The sequence below is a fragment of the Streptomyces sp. NPDC001532 genome (genome assembly GCF_040298625.1).
Lineage (GTDB): Bacteria > Actinomycetota > Actinomycetes > Streptomycetales > Streptomycetaceae > Streptomyces.
Genome location: NZ_JBEPAL010000052.1, coordinates 1 through 17,711, shown reverse-complemented (window position 1 = coordinate 17,711; position 17,711 = coordinate 1). Strand labels below are relative to the sequence as shown.

Genomic DNA, 17,711 nt, shown 5'->3' with positions numbered 1-17,711 from the left:
AGGAGGCCACAATGAACGGCACCGCCACCCACCGCACCGTGATCGTCGTCGGCTCCGGCCCCACCGGCCTCCTTCTCGCCGGTGACCTCGCCACAGCCGGCGTCACCGTGACCCTCGTCGAGAAGCGGCCGCGCAAGATCAGCAACCTCTCTCGCGCCTTCGGCGTGCACGCCCGCACCCTGGAGCAGCTCGACGCCCGCGGCCTCGCCGACGAGCTCCTCACCACCGGTGACACCATCACCGGTCTGCGGCTCTTCCGTCGCCTCTCCCTCGATCTGAGTACGCTGCCCTCCCGTTTCCCGTTCCTGCTCATCACCCCGCAGTACGAAGTCGAGCGGCTCCTGGAGCGGCGGGCCCGGGACGCTGGGGTGGAGTTCGCGTACGAGAGCGAGGTCGTGGGGCTGCGGCAGGACGCCGACGGGGTCGACCTCGACGTGCGTGGCGCGGACGGGGCGGTCGTCACCCGCCGGGCCGCCTACGTCGTCGGCGCCGACGGTCACCGTAGCGCCGTGCGGGAGGCGATCGGTCTGGACTTCCCCGGCGTCTCCGTCATCAAGTCGTTGATCCTGGCCGATGTCCGGCTCGCCGAGAAGCCCGAGGGCGTTCTCACCGTCAACGGCCGCGGCGACGCCTTCGCCATGATCGCCTCCTTCGGCGACGGCTGGTACCGGGTCATGGGCTGGAACCGCCGCAACGAGGTCTCCGACGACGCCCCGCTCGACCTCGACGAGGTCAAGGAGATCACCCGTCGTGCCCTGGGCACCGACTACGGCATGCACGACGCCCGCTGGCTCTCCCGTTTTCACAGTGACGAGCGCCAGGCACCGCACTACCGGGTCGGGCGGGTCTTCCTCGCCGGAGACGCCGCGCACATCCACTCACCGGCCGGCGGGCAGGGCATGAACACTGGCCTCCAGGACGCCGCCAACCTGAGCTGGAAGCTCGCCGCCGCTGTCCACGGCCGGGCGCCCGAAGGGCTCCTCGACAGCTACGAGGCCGAGCGCCACCCGGTCGGCAGGGCAGTGCTGCGCAGCAGTGGCGGACTGGTCCGGCTGGCCCGCGCGCGGAATCCGCTGCTGCGTGCCGCCCGGGCCCTGGTCTCCGCGTTCGTCGACATGACCCCGCCCGTCCAGCGCAAGGCCCTGGGCCAGATCACCGGGATCGGCTACGCCTACCCCGCCCCCCGAGGCGCCCACCGCCTCACCGGCACCCGTGTCCCCGACGTCGCACTGAAGGACTCTCGGCTCTACGAGGCGCTGCGCGGCGGCCGGTTCGTACTGATCACGCCCGGGGCGTACGAAGGTCCCGGTGTCCCTGAGGGATGGCTGACCGTGGAGCGCTGGGCGAGCGACCGCCGGACGACGGTCCTGGTACGGCCTGACGGATACGTGGCCTGGGCGGCGGAGGACGCGGACGCGGCGGGGATCGAGGAGGCGGTGGCCCGGTATCTGGGTTAGGCCGGATCCGATCGACGGAACCCAGGGGGCGACGCGTCGGCAAGAGCCGGCCGTCGTCTCGACCAAGGCGGTCGTGCTCGCCGATCTCGGCGTCACCGTGGTCCATCTCCACGTCGACCGTTCCGTGATCCGCCGCCCGTATCCCGCGGCTGCACCGCTTCATCACCACCGTGGGCATGCATCCCTGGCGCAGTAGGGAGCCGCCGCCGCTGCCGTGCCTATGGGTTTCGCCCTGGCCTCCCATGCACAGGCCTGTCGGGTCAGGGGGAGACCAGCGCGGACAGGTCGGGCTCCGTGATCGGGGAGTGCTTTGTGGTCATCGAGATTCCTGCTCCGACCAACTTGCCGCCATCGAAGCCGCGGGAGGCCGCGCCGACCACGGCGTCCCCTTTCACCGACTGCGAGTCCACGATCCCCGCGGTCGGCTCCGCGTCCCGGCCCTCCGCCTCGCGGACGCGTTCCCTCAGCCGGTCGTGGAACTCCCTGATCAGAGCGTTGTCGCGCCGGCGTCGGAAGAACGCGTAGACCCGGTCCCAGGGCAGGAGGTCCGCCGGTATCGCCCGCCACTTGATCCCGTTGTCGACCAGATACCGCACCGCGTCGACCATCTGCCGGTGGCAGTAGCTCTCCGGCCTGCCTCCCCGACCGTCCATCCATGCCGGGACCGGCAACATCGTCCGCACCACGGCCCACTCCGCGTCCGTCATGTCCGACGTATAGCGAGGCCGGCGGCCCGGTTTGTCGGCCGCGTTCCCGAACCTGTGAGCAAGACAGTCACACCCCGGAGTGAACAGACTGGACGCCACCGGAACGACCACGTACAACTGCGACAACAGGGCCTCCTGGCGCTCGGGCTTCGACAACCACGAGCTGTTCAGGAGGCCTTCCTTCATGCTCTGCCAACCGCGAACTCACCCGATCCAGCCCCCCGTTCGAACCTGCGGGCCGTGCGCCGATCAGTTAGAAGGGAGGTTCGAGATCGCCGCGGCCATCGCTATGTGGCCCGCAGTCCCAGGGCTCCTCCTGCAAAGGTTCAATGCCGGTGACGTCGTGGCCCCATGCTTCGAGGGCCTTCCGGGCAACGCGCCGGTCAGGGTCGTCGCTGCTGGTGTCTAGGATGCGGCGCGCGTGCACGGCGAGGTGATCGCGGTGCTGGGCGAGCGCGGGGTGTTCGGCGAGGATGAGCGCGGCGAGGCCGGCGGCTTCGCGCACATCCTCGTGACTGTCCTGCAGGAAGGGCGCGACGGCTCGATAAAGCATCGGGCGCAGGTCCCGGAAGGCCGCCAGCGTGGTGTCGTGGGTGAGGAAGCCAGGGAAGTACTGCTCGGTGCGGTCGACAATCTCGTCGGAGGCGTCGTAGGCCGTGGAAACCAACCAGTTCAACAAGGTCGCGCGGACGGGGACGTTGCGATACGGCCGGAGGGCCATGGCCGCCGGGTGGGTGAGGATGCCGGCGACATACATGGCGACGGGAGCTGTGGCTTCGTAGATGCTGTTCTGGTGGCCAACCAGCTCACTCAGTTTCCGACAAAGCGGTGACCTGCACCTTGGGATCAGGCTCCAGCAACCGTGCCAGGACTTTGGGAAGGCACTCACCGTTCCCGAAAGCCGTCTGGAGCGAACCCCAATCAGTCTCCGCCAGGACTACCTGATACGGCGGCAAGTCAGGCTCGCTGGGCGCCCCGGCCTTGGAGCTGCTGTGGTTCACAGGCCAAACCTAGACCAGACTTCTGACACGATTCCCGTGCGGGCCGGTTAGAAGGCTCGTCTCTGCGGTGGAGGTGCCGGGATGCCGTCGGTAGGGCCTCCTGGTGTGCTCAAGGTCTCGACAACCCAGAGCTGCACCAGAGGCCCTGTCTTCATGCACGGACAGACCGAAGATCGCCCGACCGAGCCGCCGCATTCGGACCCATGCTCACCAGGATCGGTACGACAACGGTTTCTCACACATGCCCGGCGGCGCTGAGTAGGGCAGCGCCTCAACTCTTGACGGCCTCTGCGATCTGCTGGGCGGCCTGGGTGGGTGTGAGATGCGTGGTGTCGATGACCTCGGCCTCGGCGTGCAGCCATGTGCGGGCCGCCTCAGCGTAGGGCGCAAGGTATTTGAGACGAAACGGGGAGTTGGGTCCAAGAACGGTGTCGCCCGCGATGCGCCCGCGCAGGGTGTCCTGGTCGGCATCGAGGACGAAGTGCCGGACGGGAATGGAGTACTGGGCAAGGCCCGAGCTGATCTCGCGCCAGTACTGCTCGACCAGGACCGTCATGGGGATGACCAGGGTGCCGCCGGTGTAGTCGAGGACGCGTCGGGCGGTCTCGACCACGAGTGGCCGCCACGGCGGCCAGTGCTGGAAGTTGTCCGTCGCGGGCAGCCCCGGCGTGATGTCCATGAGTGTCTCGCCGACCTTCTCGGCGTCGAACACCCTTGAGTCCGGGATCAGTTGCTGCACGAGCGCACTGGTCGTCGTCTTGCCTGCGCCGTGGGTGCCGTTGAGCCATACGATCACGGACTTGACGCTAGCGTCTGCGGTCGGCAGGGACGGGAAGAAGAGAGAATCCGGCATGGCTTCGGCGCGTCTCGGACGCTGTCAGCTCTGCTACCTGGCCTGTCCCTGTGTCTCGGCTGAGGTGGGCGAAACTTACCTTGAACAGGGCGGAGGAGCGGAGCCCTCTCTGGTACGGTGCGCCGATGCCAGCTATCAGGAAGTTCCAAGTCACCTTCGACTGCGCAGAGCCTGAGCGTCTCGCTCGCTTCTGGTGCGAGGTGTTGGGGTACGTAATACCGCCGCCGCCGGAGGGGTTCGGCACTTGGGACGAATACAAGCAGTCGCAGCCCCCTGAGCAGCGGGATTCGTGGTTCGCCTGTATAGATCCCACAGGTGTGGGCCCGCGACTGTACTTCCAGCGCGTCCCCGAAGGGAAGGCTGCCAAGAACCGGCTGCATCTCGACGTCCGGGTCGCCACCGGACTCAGGGGTGAAGAGCGCCTCGCCGCACTTGAGGCCGAATGCGCACGTCTGGTCCCGCTCGGCGCGGTACACGTGCAGACCCTGTACGACGGCAACGATGCCTGCATCCCCATGCAGGACATCGAGGGCAACGAGTTCTGTCTTGACTGAGCATTCCTGAGCCGGAGAGGCGGGGACCACCGTCCTTGGACCTCTCCGGCGTCGACCTGAGCTGGAGTTACTCAGCGACGGCGAGATTGTGGCGCCGGGCGATTCCGAGCATCGCGGTATGAATGCCGTCACCCCTCAGGAGGCAGTCGCAAGGGGTCTCTATAGGCCTTCATCGACGCGAATACGTGCTCCACGCGGGCCTGGAGCTTGCCAGGGACTGGGGCGCGCCTACCTCGGGAGAAGCGACTCTGGCTTGGCTCCGTCACGGCTCGCCACCGTTACCCCGCGTCGTCGCAGGATGGGATCCTGCGACGGCCGGAGACCTTCACCGAGACGGAGCACCTTCGTCCTGTTCGGCGGTTCCAGCGACGGCCGAACCGAGATCGGTGGGGAGGTGTCGCACTGCCAGGGCGACGGCTTCCTCGGCTGTGGCGGCCTCGCCGAGTACGTCGTCGGAGAGCGGGTGCCTCTTCACGCGGAATGGGCTGCCACTGTGTGACGGAACGATGGCCACCTCATTGCGGAACGGGTATCCAGTGGAGGAGCTGAAGCCGAGCGTCCAATGGCTGGAGAATACATAGAGCCGTCGCAGCCGTGGCTCTGTATGAGCCGCTTCCACGAGTTCGCCGAACCCTGTGAAATCCGGTTCCTCGGCTGCCTGCTCCTGCATCGTGCGCCATTGCAGGTCGACCACTGCGGCCGGCCCGCGTTCGTGAGCTTCGGCACGCTCGCTGGAGCGTAGGAACGACAGCTCCGCCCGCAGCTCTCGCAGGCTCCTGCCCTGCCCCCATGCCGCTCCGGCCCTGACGACATCCGCCAGGTCGGGCGTGGCTCCGGTGATGAGTTCGATGCCGTGACTCCAGCCGGAGACACCGAACCAGCGGCTCTCCGCACCGATGTGAACGGACAGCGGCTTGCGCTCAGGGACCGACGAGGCGATGCCCGCCGAAACGAGTGGGCCCCAATCGCCGGATACTACGGTGAGATCGGCACCGAGTTCGGCCGCCAGTTGTTCCAGTGCTGCGGCCAGGCTGCCCGCAGCAGCCAGATCAGGGTAAAGGTCGGAGTCCACCTTCATAGTCTGCCCTCGCGACGCCACCAAGAGAACGGCGATCAGACGTCGTAGCGACGTCGTGGGCGCGTGACTTCGACTGTCTGTTGCTCACGGCCTGGGGAGCCATTGGCATCACACTCAGACAACCCACGAAAAGTGAGCCAGAAACCGAGCCACGACAGCGGTTGTTCATCCTCACGGGAGGCCTCGTATCGCGGCGAGGGCGATGCTCATGAGAACGGACAGCACCTCATCGCACCCGTCGCACCAGTGACGCCTGCAGGTCGGGCCTCACCTTGTTGACCCGTCATCGGAGAGCTGTGCGCTTCCCCATCGATTCCAGAGTGTGTGGTGCCAATCATCGGCGTCCGGACCGGGCGGCTGTACTACAGGGACCGGGCCAGGGGCGGTCTCGATGATGTGCAGCAGCGTCCAGGCGACGCCATAGCAGTCATCCGGGCCGAAACAGCTGGCCAGGGCCTGCGCTTCCTTGGTCGTGACGGGCTTGCAGATGGCCTCGAGTTGCTGGACGCGCCGGTCGATCTCGTCCTCATCGGCGTTCCAGTCAGGCAGTGGGCCGTCAGCAACGAAGGCTTGGACTTCGGGTCTCATCTGCGAATGATCCACTGCTGTGAACGGGCCGGGCAAGGCCGTCCTTGGCGTCGGCGCGAAGGTCCTCAGTACCCAAAAGTCGACCACCCGGAGCATGTCGGCCAGGATGTGATCACCTTTCCAAGCTGACCTGCTGCGGGCCACCGGCTCCATGGGCCCGTAGCCGCCGGCTTCGACGCCGTGCATCCTTCGAGGTCAGAATGACTCCTCGTCGTCCTCGCCTTCGTCACCCAGCTCAACCGAAACGAGATGCAGGAGGAAGCCCCCGGACGGACGGCACTTGCCTGTCACCTCGGTCCTCCGCGTCATTGCGGTTGCCCGGAGACCGCCGCATCAGCCCGCTGGACATCGACGCCCAGCGCCGGCCGACCCGAGCGGACATTATCGGCGAGGTGGGGCGGCGGTGCGAGTGCCTACCGGGCGCGGGGCGAACGGGCCGTCCAGGGCTGCCCATTGCAGGAGCAGGATGGTCTTGCCGTCGACGATGCGTCCGTCGCGGGTCATGGCGAGGGCTTCGGTGAAGGGCAGTTCGAGGACCTCGATGTCCTCGCCTTCCTCTTCCAAGCCACCCCCGGCTCCGGCGCGGTCGGCGGGGGTGTAGGGCGCGGCGAAGAAGTGGAGGCGTTCGGTGACGGAGCCGGGGCTCATGTAGGCGTCGAGGACGTGGGTGAGCGAGCCGAGGGTGACGCCGAGTTCCTCGGCCGCCTCGCGGCGGATGGCGGCGGGCGGATCGTCCGCGTCCAGCAGTCCTGCGGCTGCTTCGACGAGCATCCCGTCGGGGTGGTCGTTGACGTAGGCGGGGTAGCGGAACTGGCGGGTGAGCAGGACGCAGCCGCGGGCGGTGTCGTAGGGCAGGACGACGGCGCCGTTGCCGCGGTCGTACGTCTCGCGCACCTGCGTTTCCCAGCGTCCGTCGCGGCGGCGGTGGTCGAAGGTGGTGCGGCGCAGGACGTGCCAGCCCTGAGAGGTCAGTTCGACGTCGCGGACCACGACGTCCGGGTTACGGGCGAGATCGCGTCCGGCCCGGTCGAGGCCGGTGCGGCCGCGGTGGTCGGGGACGTCGACGCCGGGGCGGGCTCGAGGAGTCACACGGCCTCCCGCTGGGCGCGGTGGGGGATCTCGGCTATGTCGTGGTAGACGGGCAGGCCTCGGCGGCAGGCGGTGGCGACGTCCTGGTCGGCTCCGGTGGAGTCGCCCGGCAGGCGCAGAACGGCGTCGCAATGGGCCAGCAGGCGCTCGGCGGTCGGGTACAGCACCTGATCGGCGAGGGGATCGGTGGGGCCCGCGCCGGCCGAGTGCAGGACGGGCAGGGCGATCCACTCTCCGATCACGGGAAGGTGGCCCGCGGCGAAGACGGGCCATGCGGCCGCTTCGAGGCGCGCCAGGTTGGCGGCCATGGCCTGCGGGTCGCCGTTGGTGCCGGAGCGATAGGGCCCGGCGATGAGGATGAGCATGGGCTTGTCGGTCACGGGCGCTACGATACATGCAGAAACGTGCAAGAACGGGAGAGAACACGGATGCTGGCTGCCGAACGGCGTGACCACTTGCTCGATCTGCTTGCGCAACGAGGAAAGATCGTCGCCAAGGACGTCGCCGCCGAACTGTGCATTTCCGAGGACACCGTGCGGCGCGACCTGCGCGACATGGCGAGTGAAGGGCTGTGCCAACGGGTCTACGGCGGGGCGCTTCCTGTGTCGCCGGCCGTGGTGGACTACGGCTCCCGACAGGCCGTGGCCCCGGACGGCAAGCGGAAGGTCGCCTCGGTGGCCGCCGGGTTGGTGCGGCCCGGTGGCGTGGTGATCATTGACGGCGGTACCACCGCTCTTGCCGTCGTCCACGCGCTGCCGAAGGACCTGGCATGCACCGTGATCACCCACAGTCCGCCGGTCGCAGTCGCTCTGCTCGACCATCCGCGGGTCGAGGTCTTCATGCTCGGCGGCCGCCTCTTCAAGCACTCGGCGGTAACCTGCGGTGCGGCGGCGGCCGAGGCCGCGCAGAACGTCTCCGCCGACCTGTTCCTCCTGGGTGTGACCGGCGTGCACCCGGAGGCGGGGCTCACCACCGGTGACGCCGAGGACGCGGCGATGAAACGCGCCCTCGCGGCACGGGCGGCGGACACCTACGTCCTCGCCTCCTCCGAGAAGATCGGTACCGCTTCCCGGTTCCGTGTCCTGCCCTGGGAGGACATCAGCGGACTGATCACGGACGGGGCGCCGCACGACCCGGTGATCGAGGAGCTCACGGCGCGCGGGATCGAGGTGCTGACGGCCGACTGACCGCGGTGGCTTGGGTTGTGGAAGCGGTCGATCGGGGCCGGTTTTCGGGATGCCCGGCTCCGACGCGTCGGGAGGGGGTCGCGTCCGCGCCGCGATTGGAGCAGTCCCGGTCGGGGCGCCGCCCCCGCCCATGCGGTCACCGAGCCGGACGGGCGGGCGCTCTGGGGCAGTCCCGGCGGATTCAGCGGAAGAGACCGCTGCGCAGTCCCGGCCGGTTCATGGTGGCTCTGAGGGGGATGGCTCTCGTACGGATCGACCGTCGGCGACTGGACTCGCGAGTCTTCGGGCGACGTGACGGGCGCGTCCTGGACCGCTGCCGCTCCCTTTTGCGCGCGTGGGCCTGCCGAGAACGACTCCGGCCAGGACCAGTACCAGTCCGCCCGACTGCTGAACGGTCAGCACTTCGGAGGCGATCACCGTACCCAGCAGTACGCCTGTGACGGGGTTGAGCAGTCCCAGCAGACCCACAGTCCCCGCGGGCAGGTGCCGCAGTCCGGCGAACCAGGCGGTGAAGGCCAGCGCGGTGGCGACCAGCGAGACGTAGACGAACGCGAGAAGCGCGGGCGCGGAGAGCGCGGGGGGAGGCCCTTCCGCGACTGCCGCCGCGGGGAGCAGCAGCAGGCCTCCGGCGGTGAGCTGCCAGGCGGTCGAGGCGAGCACGTCGGCGTCTGTACTCCACCGTTTGGTCAGAATGTGACCGAACGATGACGTGAGCAGGGCGGCGGCCGAGGCGAGGACGCCTCCTGCGCTCACTTCTTCCGCGCCGGTGAGCAGCATGAGGCACACCCCGGCGAGCCCGATCGCGGCACCGGTCAGGTGGAGGGCCTGAGGGCGTTCGGATATCAGGAGCCAGGCCATGAGCATCATCGTCAGCGGGGACACCGCCATGACGGTCGAGGCGAGGCTCGTAGGCAGCGTCTGTGAAGCGACGTAGACGAGGGTGAAGAACACGCTCACGTTGAGCAGGCCCAGCACTGCGGATCTCCACCACCACGCGCCGCGCGGTCGCTGTCTGCACAGGGCCAGCAGGACGAGGCCGGCAGGCAGTGCCCGCCAGGCGGCTCCCCACAGCGGGCGGTCGGTGGGAAGGAACTCGTGCGTGACGAAGTAGTTGGTGCCCCAGGCCACCGGCGCGACCGCGGTCAGTGCTGTCCACCGCATATTGGCTTCCATGGAAGATATAGTAGCTTCCCGGGAAGCTACTATGAGGTTCATGGACGATCAGCACGCGCTGGACCATGTAGCCCGCATCCAGGCCGAGTGGCGTCGGCAGCGGCCTGACGTCGACACATCCCCGCAAGGGGTGATCGGTCGGCTGCACCGCCTGGCCGATCGGCTAACCGGGGAACTTCGCCTCGTGTACGACCGTTACGGCCTCAGCGAGGGAGAGTTCGACGTCCTGTGCGCACTGCGACGCGCCGGTGAGCCCTACGAACGGGCCCCCGGCGAGCTTGCCGCGCACACCATGGTCACCACCGGCGCGATGACGAAAAGGATCGACCGGTTGGAGCGGGCCGGCCTTGTCACCCGCCGCCGATCGGACGACGACCAGCGCGGCCGGATCGTCGCCCTCACGGAACCCGGACGCGAAGTGATCGACCAGGCGTTCACCGACCACATGCGCAACGAACACCGCCTGCTGGATCTGCTGACACCCGCCGAGGCCGAGACGCTCGAATCGCTGCTCACCACCTGGCTCTCGCGGATGGAAGACGGAAAGTGAGGGCGGATGGCCGATGCCGGGGAAGGTCCCGTTCCGCAGCTTCCGCGCGCCTGCACGCGGGCGCCTGCATCGTCGCCGGTCTGCTGCCGTGGCCGGACACACGCGTCCCCGAGGTGACGCTGGTGCGCCGAATGACCGGATCTGGTCCGGCCGCCCGGGTTGCGGCTCAGGTCCCTCGACGTGTGATCGGGCGCGTGACGTCTAGGGCACGCGGGACCTCGGCGTACGTGTCCGCCAGAGCCCGGGCCGGAACGGAAACTCGGCGTCCTTGGCGGTGACAATGTGCCCGGTGGTGACGACGATCTCCTCCAGTGACGTGAAGCCGACGCTCTCGTGCCGCGGGAGATGGGCCGGGTCGGACCACTCCAGCTAGCGGTGCAACGCTGCCTCGGTGGACGCCGGGACCGAGATGGGGGAGTGGCCCGGGGCGTCGGGTGTCCCAGTGGCCGCGGCGCCGGTCCAGAGCACCTTCCGGCGCAGTGATCCGCCGAGCGAAAATCAACGGCCCACGAGGGTGAAGCGCCCGTCGCCGTTCTTGGAGATCTCGCCCGGAGCTGGACGGGCTTGAGGTCGGCGCCGGTGACCGCGCCGGAGTGGTTGCCGTAGCCGACGCCGTCCGGTGATGGAGGTTCCCGCAGAACCCGTGCCAGGCCTTGGCTGCAGCAAGTCACGCTGTGAGAACGGCAGATGCGGGCAGTGGGCGGCGTACGGGGTGAGGTGGCGGTAGTGCACCGCTGCCATCTGCCCCAGCTCCACCTCGCGGCTGGTCGTGCGCAGCCGACCGCCCCAGAACGACGCCCCGGCTTTGACGGGAGCGGCGCCGAGTCTTCAACGACCTGTGTGACCGCTATCTCGATGGCGAAGGTGCGGGCCTCCTTCTGACCGCATCGCCACTCACGTCGGGGCGCTTTTGGAGGGGTGGTGTGACGTCACCGAGGATGTGGAGGAGACGTCTCCTTTTGGCATGGGGTCGTTGATCGGAGAGGCGAGGGGCCCAGGCATCTACTTCGCCTTGCGGTGGGACAGGGCAGAGGGAGCGTCCGCTCATGCCGCAGCCCTCGCGGGCGCGATGGGGCTGGTCGGCTTCGATCCCCACTGGAGACGACTCAGGGCCTAATCACCCTGGCCAGTCGGCAGTGGCCGATCAGAAGCGCCGCTAGGACAGTGTCTGAGACTCAGCCAACGCCATGTTGTCGGGGCTGCTGTGCATCGCCGGTGGAGGAACTGGTGTGTCAGCAGAAGCCGACCTCGGTGAAATGGCACCCACCGCGCTCTGCTTGAGGCAGTACCTGTCGAGAGGTGAGCGTCGGAGCTTTCCGGAAGTACTGGCGGTAGCCGGATGCACGGAACCTCAGGTCGAACGCATGACCTTCGATGTGCCAGAGCGGAAGGTCCTTACGATTGTCATCCGGCTCCAGTCGGTGCACTCCGTCGATCTCCAGGTCCGGGCTCGTGCCTCTGAAGTCGAGGTCCCCCTCGAGATCCCAAACGTCTTCGAAGACGAGCGTCGCCGGGGCAATCCAGAAGGAGAAATGTGTCGCCGGTGGGACCGGGTGGACCCAGCGCACGATGTAGTCGAGGTCGAGGAGAAGTCGCGGCAGGACGTCGTCGGTCGGTTGCACGGACAAGCCGTAGACGGTGGCGTCGTGCCAGCCCATTTCCGAGAAGTCGGCGTCGCTCCATACGCTCTTGGAAAGGCCTGATTCCTGGTGGCCAACGTTGTTCATGCCCGTATCCAACCATTCCACCTGCGGAACCCGGCCGTGGGTTGGGGTTGCGCGACAGGGGAACGAGCACCTGACCGTCGTGTTGGTCGGCCTCGGGCGGGACGACGAATCACGATGCCGATCAGCGCCCAGCGCGTCATGGTCTTCGAGGGTGCCGGACTGGTCTCGTGGTCCCGGGCGAGACGCCGGTGGGCGGCAATCCATGAGAACGTGCGCTCAAGCGCCCACCGCTTGGGCGGGACCTGAAATCCCCCTGCACGATCTCGGATCAGCGGTTGCGCTGCTAACCCACGCGGAGCAACTCCGCCCGGTCTGCCGATTGGCGGCCTCTCGGCCTCCGAAACTGAGCTGAACACCACGCAGACTCAGAGACGTACTGGTCGCGGCACTGCCGCGCAGGCACCCGCTGGCCTCCACCTCCCCGCTGCCCACGGCCAGACTCGCCGGGGAGTCGTTCGCCATGTTCCCCCGCCGTATGGGACCGGCCCTGCACGACCGCATCACCAGGCTGACCCGGGCCGCCGGCTTCGAGGTCCAGGTCTCGCAGGAGGCTGGCCATATGCAGACCGTCATCGGGCTGGTCGCGGCCGAGGTGGGCGTCTCCATCGTCCCCTGTGCCATGGCGGCGCTGCGGCAACCCGGTGTCGAGTTCCGGCAACTCACTCCCACACCCGAGCCGCTGCCCATCGACCTCGTCTGGCGCCGGGGTGAGACGAACCCGGTGGTGCGCAACTTCCGTACGGTCCTCACCACCGACTCGCCCGCACGACGAGGCCGTCTCGACAGCTGAGCCGTTGGCCACGGTCCTGCTGGTGCCGGCCGGTGCGTGGTCTTGCGCCGATCGGCGGGAAGGGCGGGGGAGGGGCCGGACACTCGGTTGACCTCGTTGGCCGAGCCGGTCACCGCGTGCAGGCACAGTCCGTAGGACGCCACCGACTCCATCTGTGCCCGTGTCAGGGAGAGCTGCCACCGTCCGCCGTGGCCGAGCTTCAGGTCCGGTGCGACGGATTGTCCAGCCTGCCGGCGAGGCCGACGAGGGTGCGCACTGCGACCACTGTCCCGGACTCGAAGTAGCAGTTGGAGATGACTCCGGTCGGGGTTGGAGCGAAGACCAAGGACAATCGACGTCCAGGACCGCCCATGCCGCCCTCTGTGAAGAAGGAGAGCGTCACACGACAGTCGGCGTAGGCAGGTCTCACTCGCTGCCGTACGGTCCAGCACCAGGTTGTCTCGTCCGTGACCAGGCGACGGACGCGTCGATCGTTCTTCACCGGCACACCGTAGGCGGGAAGTTCCCATCAGGCCACAGGATTCCCGCATGCCGTGACAGCCCACCGTGGCCGTCTGCCAGACAGGCCAGACACTTCACCGCCGACCGTGGGTCCGGAGCGGGTGGCAGCATCAGGTGACGGGTTGAGCCCGGCGGCCGTGCCATCCTTGCCCCGATGGTGCCGCACCGCACCGCTCCGGACCGCCGTGCGCCCGTCACGGACGAAGGCGAGCACTGTCGCGACGAATCGCCATCGGCCACGTCGAAGGCCCGGTGATCACTGCCGCCGTGCGGGATCTGCGCTGCCGTCATCAGAGGCCGAGATCGCCACCCGGTACTTGACCTGCCGCGACGTCGCGGCGCTCGCTGACAAGCGCGTCGCCCTGATCGCGCGGGCCCCGCTGCCCCTCGCGGCCGACGACGTTTTCACCGCCCTGCTTAGGAGGAGGGAGCCCCGGGTGCTCGCGGCGCCGCGCAGCCATTCCCTAGCACACTGCGTCCCGACCTCGTCACCGTCCCGATCGAAGGCGCTCCGCCCAGCCAGGTCGTCCTGGTCAGCCGCAAGGGCGACCTCGATCCGATGATCAGGAAACTCCGGCTGGCGGCCGCGGCCGTCCTGACCTCCCCGCAGCCTGGCCAACGGCCGGAGGCATTTACGGACGAGGCGGGCGTGTGATGCGGGCGTGCGATGCGGGCGTGCGATGCGCCTGGCGAGGCTCGGGGGCGGGTGCGGGCTGGTACTGCGGAGCGAGGGAGCCCAGGGCCCAGAGCAGGTGGTCGGCCGCATCTGCCACCGCCGCCACCACCACCACCACCGCAACCGCCGCCGCCACGACCCTCGGTCTGCCCCTCGGTTCCCGACTCGGCTCGCCCTGTGGGTTCGGGACCCGGCTCGCCCCGTCCATCGTCGGTGGTCAGCTGCGGACGCGCAGCCCGAAACCCGTGCGGCCCGTGGGCTCCAGTCCCTCCTTCAGGTGCAGCGAGGGGATCTCGTAGTCGCCGAAGTTCTGCCGCCGGAATGCGATCGGCTCGGTTGATTCCAGGGTGAGCAGGCGCTGCTCCCAGGCCTTGGCGACGTCCGGGTAGCTCTCGCTGGTCATCCGGTCGGTGCCGTACAGGACGAACGGCGGCAGCACCTCGATGCCCGGGTAGTAGAGGATCCCGTGGTGGATCGGGAACAGCAGGTCGTCGATGGGGCCGTTGATCCCGCGGGCGGCGTAGTGCGACTCCGGGCCGCCGGCGGTCACCGACAGGAGAGCTCTCCTGCCCGCGAGGGTGCCTTCGCCGAAGCGCTCGCCGTACTTGGTGTCGCTGTGCTCGCCGACGCCGTACGCGAAGTGGAAGGTGAAGACCCGGTCCACCCAACCCTTGAGGATCGCGGGCATCGAGTACCACCACAGCGGGAACTGGAAGATGATCGTGTCCGCCCACAGCAGCTTCTGCTGCTCGGCGACGACGTCCGGCGTGAGCGTCCCGGCGTCGAAGGCCCGGCCCGAGTCCAGGGCGACCTTCAGCGGACGTGAGGCGTTGGGGCCGTAGTCCGCGGCGTCCACGACCGCCTTCCAGTTCATGGCGTACAGATCGCTCACCCGTACCTCGTGCCCGGCGTTCTCCAACGTGGAGATTGCGAGGTCCTTCAGCGAGCCGTTGAGCGACTTCGGCTCCGGGTGGGCGTACACGATCAGCGTCTTCATCGGAACTCCTTCGGATCGGGTGCCTTCGATCCTGGGCGCCGCGGCGCCCGGCGTTCAGAGGCCGCTGTTCCGTCGGACGGGACTTCCTGGTAACGGCAGGACCACCCTCACGGGCACCACCGAGGCGATACTGGGGGCATGGACGATCTCGCGGGCTTCCTTCGGACCCGGCGTTCCCGGGTCGACCCGGCGGCTGTCGGCATCCCCACCGACAGCCGCCGCCGAGTCGAAGGGCTGCGCCGCGAAGAGGTCGCGCACCTGTCCGGCGTCAGCGTCGACTACTACGTACGCCTGGAGCAGGGCCGCGCGACCCAGCCCTCCGAGCAGGTCCTCGACGCCCTCGCACGCGTCCTCGACCTCGACGAGACCGAACGCGGGCATCTCCACCGGCTCGCGCGGCAACGCAGCCGCCGTGCGAAGGCGCCGGGCGGGCGGCTCCGGCCCGAGCTGCTGCGCGTCCTCGACCTGGTCGCCGACGGACCCGCGCTGATCATGAACCACCGCCTGGACGTGCTCGCCGGGAACCGCCTCGCCGGGCTCCTCTTCGGCCGACCGATGCCAGGCATGAACACCGCACAGCACATCTTCCTCGAGGAGGCCGAGCGCGGCCTCTACGCGGACTGGGAGAACTGCACGCTCGACGTGGTCGGGCACCTGCGCCTGGCCGCCGGCAAATACCCCGAGGATCCCCGCCTGGCCTCACTCATCGGCGAACTGGCCATGGGCAGCGAGCGCTTTCGCCGCCTCTGGGCCCGCGCGGACGTGCGCGCCCGCACCTATGGACGCAAGGCGTATCGGCATCCGCTGGTCGGGCTGTTGGAACTGCACCAGGAGAACTTCGCGCTACCGGACGCATCAGGCACAGAGTTGCTGGTGCTGTCCGCGGCCCCCGGCAGCCCCTCCGAGGACGGGCTGCGCCTGCTCGCAGGGCTGGGCGCGGCCGGCGGCGACGCGCATACCGCAGTGAACGCTCAGGTCCGCGAGTAGCTCGACACGACGCCCGCGCCCACCGCCCGGCATCCTCAGCGCTGACGGCTTTCCGGGCCCGACAGTTGCATCTCTGTGGGCAGCGGGGCGCCTTCCGTAACGACTTCCGGCTCGGGCTCTGTGCGGCGTGCTCACGGCGAGTGTGTGACCCGCTGTCGAATCGGACGCCTTCGGAGCTGGGGTGAGGTGAGCCCCAGAGCCCGGTTGTCCTGTCCGGCAGCCATGTGGTCGAGCCATCGTTCATACCAGGCGAGAAAGTCCGGGGCCGAGGAGACGTTCGGGCCCCAGAAGCCGTCTGCGTTGCCGATGAGCATGCGCCCGGTGAGTGGGCCGGTCATGCCTATGAGGACGAGATCGCTGCAGCCGCGTTCGATGACGTGCAGGAACAGGTCACCACTGCGGGTGGGGCGATAGGCCCGGCTGAATCCTCTTGAGCCTGTGCCGGCGTCTTTGGGGTTCATCGTGAAGAGGGTGCAGTCCCTCAACGGGATCAGTCCGTAGTACGGAGACGCGCCGCTGCCGCCCATGTCGGTGAGGAAGTCCCGGTAGGGCTGCGGGAGTTCCACGTCATGCTCGGCCTGAAAGGCGTCTGCCTGACCTTTGGCGAGGCGGGAGCCGAGACGAAATTCGTGCCGCTCTTCCCCGAAGGAGTGGCTTCGGTTGGGTGCGTAGGGGATACGTGCCAGCTTGCGTCGCAACCGCGGGATGCGGGAGTCCATGCGGGCTCTTCTCTCGTGTCGCCCGCAATCTATCGCACGGCACCAGCTCGGTGTCGGTCGACAGTGGCGGGCGGGCGGCTGCGATCGGTTCGTCGGGCATGCTGTCCGGCGACGCCGTTCAGATTCCGATCAGCATCCAGATCAACGCACGCGGTGACATCGTCGACGTGAGCGGCTTGCCGGACACGGACTTTGGCAGTGCCCGCGTCAACACCGGTTGGCACGCCCGTGTGTGACGTGGCAGCTGCACTCCGAACCAGGGGCGCGCGCCTGGACTCCTGCGCAGGCCCGCCAGGCAGGCCCAACGGCCGACCCAGGTGCAGCCGTGACGGTGGCGATGTCCGTCGGGCTCGAACTGCGTAATCCGTTGCGGAACGCCGGGCGGATTGGTCCGGAATCCCTTTTCACCTGATCAGGTCTGGGACCAATCCACCCGATGCGCAGAACCGGATTCCCTGCGTGAGGGACGAAGAGAAGGATGAGCGGGTACGGCAGGGTCTGCCGCGTTTGGCGCTGAGTGCCCTGGGCGCGCTGAGCGGGGCGCTGGTCTGCTTCGCCGCACTGGCGGTGGGCGAACTGGTTGCGGCGGCGGTGCGTCCGCAGTCCAGTCCGGTCATCGCGGTGGGCGGCGCGTCCATCGACGTGACCCCTGCTCCGGTCAAGGACTGGGCGATCCGCCACTTCGGCACCGACGACAAGCTCGTACTGCAGCTCGGCATTCTCGCCGTACTGGCCTTCCTGGCCCTGGCGTTGGGTGTGCTGGCGCTGCGGTTCAGGCGGGTCGGAGCCGTCGGGGTCCTTCTCCTCGGGGCCGTGGGGGCGGCGGCCGCCGTCAGCCGGCCCGACTCCACGGGCCTTACCGACGCACTGCCCTCAGTCGTGGGGACGGTTGCCGGGGCGCTGCTTCTGTGCGTTCTGGTGGGCCGCCTGACCGCGGGGAGGCGGACACCGGCATCGGCGCCCGCGCCCGCACCCGGGCCCGCGCCGACGCCTACCGGCCCGACTCGATGTCCGTCCACGAGGACTACGCCAAGGACCACGGCATCGAGATCGGCTCCACGATCGCCGTCGACTTCA

18 protein-coding genes and 3 pseudogenes are annotated in these 17,711 nt (G+C 68.5%); 8 read left to right on the top strand and 13 right to left on the bottom strand.

What is annotated here, in order from left to right; all coding sequences use genetic code 11:
* Window positions 1-11: 11 nt before the first annotated feature.
* Window positions 12-1,457, top strand: coding sequence for an FAD-dependent monooxygenase (locus tag ABT232_RS33235; protein WP_351847092.1), 1,446 nt, complete (start codon window positions 12-14; stop codon window positions 1,455-1,457).
* Between the two features lie 260 nt (window positions 1,458-1,717).
* Here the strand turns inward: ABT232_RS33235 and ABT232_RS33230 are convergent, their stop codons facing one another.
* The 3 genes from ABT232_RS33230 to ABT232_RS33220 form a co-directional block, all read right to left on the bottom strand.
* Entirely contained in the window at window positions 1,718-2,164 is a 447-nt protein-coding gene (locus tag ABT232_RS33230) for a transposase (protein ID WP_351847090.1), read from the bottom strand.
* Window positions 2,165-2,417: 253 nt separating this feature from the next.
* The gene (locus ABT232_RS33225) at window positions 2,418-2,921 is read right to left on the bottom strand and encodes a hypothetical protein (RefSeq protein ID WP_351847088.1); all 504 of its coding nucleotides are present in this window, start codon (window positions 2,919-2,921) and stop codon (window positions 2,418-2,420) included.
* A gap of 515 nt (window positions 2,922-3,436) precedes the next feature.
* Window positions 3,437-3,961, bottom strand: a complete 525-nt coding sequence (locus tag ABT232_RS33220) for an AAA family ATPase (RefSeq protein ID WP_351847085.1) — start codon at window positions 3,959-3,961, stop codon at window positions 3,437-3,439.
* A 182-nt stretch (window positions 3,962-4,143) separates the two neighbouring features.
* Between ABT232_RS33220 and ABT232_RS33215 the strand changes: the two genes are divergently transcribed.
* Window positions 4,144-4,572, top strand: a complete 429-nt coding sequence (locus ABT232_RS33215) for a VOC family protein (RefSeq protein ID WP_351847082.1) — start codon at window positions 4,144-4,146, stop codon at window positions 4,570-4,572.
* A gap of 67 nt (window positions 4,573-4,639) precedes the next feature.
* Here the strand turns inward: ABT232_RS33215 and ABT232_RS33210 are convergent.
* The 5 genes and pseudogenes from ABT232_RS33210 to ABT232_RS33190 form a co-directional block, all read right to left on the bottom strand.
* Window positions 4,640-4,781 (bottom strand): annotated as a pseudogene (locus ABT232_RS33210) (IS5/IS1182 family transposase); the annotation flags it as partial.
* Between the two features lie 116 nt (window positions 4,782-4,897).
* The gene (locus ABT232_RS33205) at window positions 4,898-5,644 is read right to left on the bottom strand and encodes a DUF6193 family natural product biosynthesis protein (protein WP_351847079.1); all 747 of its coding nucleotides are present in this window, start codon (window positions 5,642-5,644) and stop codon (window positions 4,898-4,900) included.
* Between the two features lie 273 nt (window positions 5,645-5,917).
* Window positions 5,918-6,424, bottom strand: a complete 507-nt coding sequence (locus ABT232_RS33200) for a hypothetical protein (RefSeq protein WP_351847076.1) — start codon at window positions 6,422-6,424, stop codon at window positions 5,918-5,920.
* A 195-nt stretch (window positions 6,425-6,619) separates the two neighbouring features.
* Window positions 6,620-7,327: an NUDIX domain-containing protein gene (locus ABT232_RS33195; protein WP_351847074.1), complete on the bottom strand. Its 708-nt coding sequence runs from the start codon at window positions 7,325-7,327 to the stop codon at window positions 6,620-6,622.
* Complete coding sequence (locus tag ABT232_RS33190; RefSeq protein WP_351847072.1) at window positions 7,324-7,707, bottom strand: DUF4406 domain-containing protein; 384 nt, start codon at window positions 7,705-7,707, stop codon at window positions 7,324-7,326. Before ABT232_RS33190 ends, ABT232_RS33195 begins: the two co-directional genes overlap by 4 nt.
* Window positions 7,708-7,755: 48 nt before the next feature.
* Here ABT232_RS33190 and ABT232_RS33185 point away from each other — a divergent pair, with 48 nt between their 5' ends.
* Entirely contained in the window at window positions 7,756-8,514 is a 759-nt protein-coding gene (locus tag ABT232_RS33185; protein WP_351847070.1) for a DeoR/GlpR family DNA-binding transcription regulator, read from the top strand.
* A gap of 216 nt (window positions 8,515-8,730) precedes the next feature.
* Here ABT232_RS33185 and ABT232_RS33180 read toward each other — a convergent pair whose 3' ends face one another.
* Window positions 8,731-9,687, bottom strand: a complete 957-nt coding sequence (locus ABT232_RS33180) for a DMT family transporter (protein WP_450871752.1) — start codon at window positions 9,685-9,687, stop codon at window positions 8,731-8,733.
* 31 nt (window positions 9,688-9,718) lie between these two features.
* Here ABT232_RS33180 and ABT232_RS33175 point away from each other — a divergent pair, with 31 nt between their 5' ends.
* Window positions 9,719-10,237, top strand: coding sequence for a MarR family winged helix-turn-helix transcriptional regulator (locus ABT232_RS33175; RefSeq protein WP_450871749.1), 519 nt, complete (start codon window positions 9,719-9,721; stop codon window positions 10,235-10,237).
* Window positions 10,238-11,469: 1,232 nt separating this feature from the next.
* Here the strand turns inward: ABT232_RS33175 and ABT232_RS33170 are convergent.
* A complete protein-coding gene (locus ABT232_RS33170; protein ID WP_351847065.1) occupies window positions 11,470-11,964 on the bottom strand; it encodes a hypothetical protein in 495 nt (164 codons plus the stop codon).
* Window positions 11,965-12,119: 155 nt separating this feature from the next.
* A pseudogene (locus ABT232_RS38500) lies at window positions 12,120-12,236 on the bottom strand (IS5 family transposase); the annotation flags it as partial.
* Window positions 12,237-12,340: 104 nt separating this feature from the next.
* Between ABT232_RS38500 and ABT232_RS33165 the strand changes: the two are divergent.
* Window positions 12,341-12,754, top strand: a complete 414-nt coding sequence (locus ABT232_RS33165; protein WP_351847190.1) for a LysR substrate-binding domain-containing protein — start codon at window positions 12,341-12,343, stop codon at window positions 12,752-12,754.
* A 1,394-nt stretch (window positions 12,755-14,148) separates the two neighbouring features.
* Here the strand turns inward: ABT232_RS33165 and ABT232_RS33160 are convergent.
* Window positions 14,149-14,928 carry an NAD(P)H-dependent oxidoreductase gene (locus ABT232_RS33160; protein ID WP_351847062.1) on the bottom strand — a complete coding sequence of 260 codons (780 nt, stop codon included), beginning with the start codon at window positions 14,926-14,928 and terminating at the stop codon, window positions 14,149-14,151.
* A 138-nt stretch (window positions 14,929-15,066) separates the two neighbouring features.
* On the opposite strand from ABT232_RS33160, the gene ABT232_RS33155 reads away from it, so the two are divergent.
* Window positions 15,067-15,915: a helix-turn-helix transcriptional regulator gene (locus ABT232_RS33155; RefSeq protein ID WP_351847059.1), complete on the top strand. Its 849-nt coding sequence runs from the start codon at window positions 15,067-15,069 to the stop codon at window positions 15,913-15,915.
* Window positions 15,916-16,046: 131 nt separating this feature from the next.
* Here ABT232_RS33155 and ABT232_RS33150 read toward each other — a convergent pair whose 3' ends face one another.
* Window positions 16,047-16,634, bottom strand: a complete 588-nt coding sequence (locus ABT232_RS33150; protein ID WP_351847057.1) for an SMI1/KNR4 family protein — start codon at window positions 16,632-16,634, stop codon at window positions 16,047-16,049.
* Window positions 16,635-16,684: 50 nt separating this feature from the next.
* On the opposite strand from ABT232_RS33150, the gene ABT232_RS33145 reads away from it, so the two are divergent.
* Window positions 16,685-16,870 (top strand): chaplin family protein, encoded by a 186-nt coding sequence (locus ABT232_RS33145; protein ID WP_351847054.1) that lies wholly within the window; start codon window positions 16,685-16,687, stop codon window positions 16,868-16,870.
* Window positions 16,871-17,165: 295 nt separating this feature from the next.
* Window positions 17,166-17,711: pseudogene (locus ABT232_RS33140) on the top strand (molybdopterin-binding oxidoreductase); the annotation flags it as partial.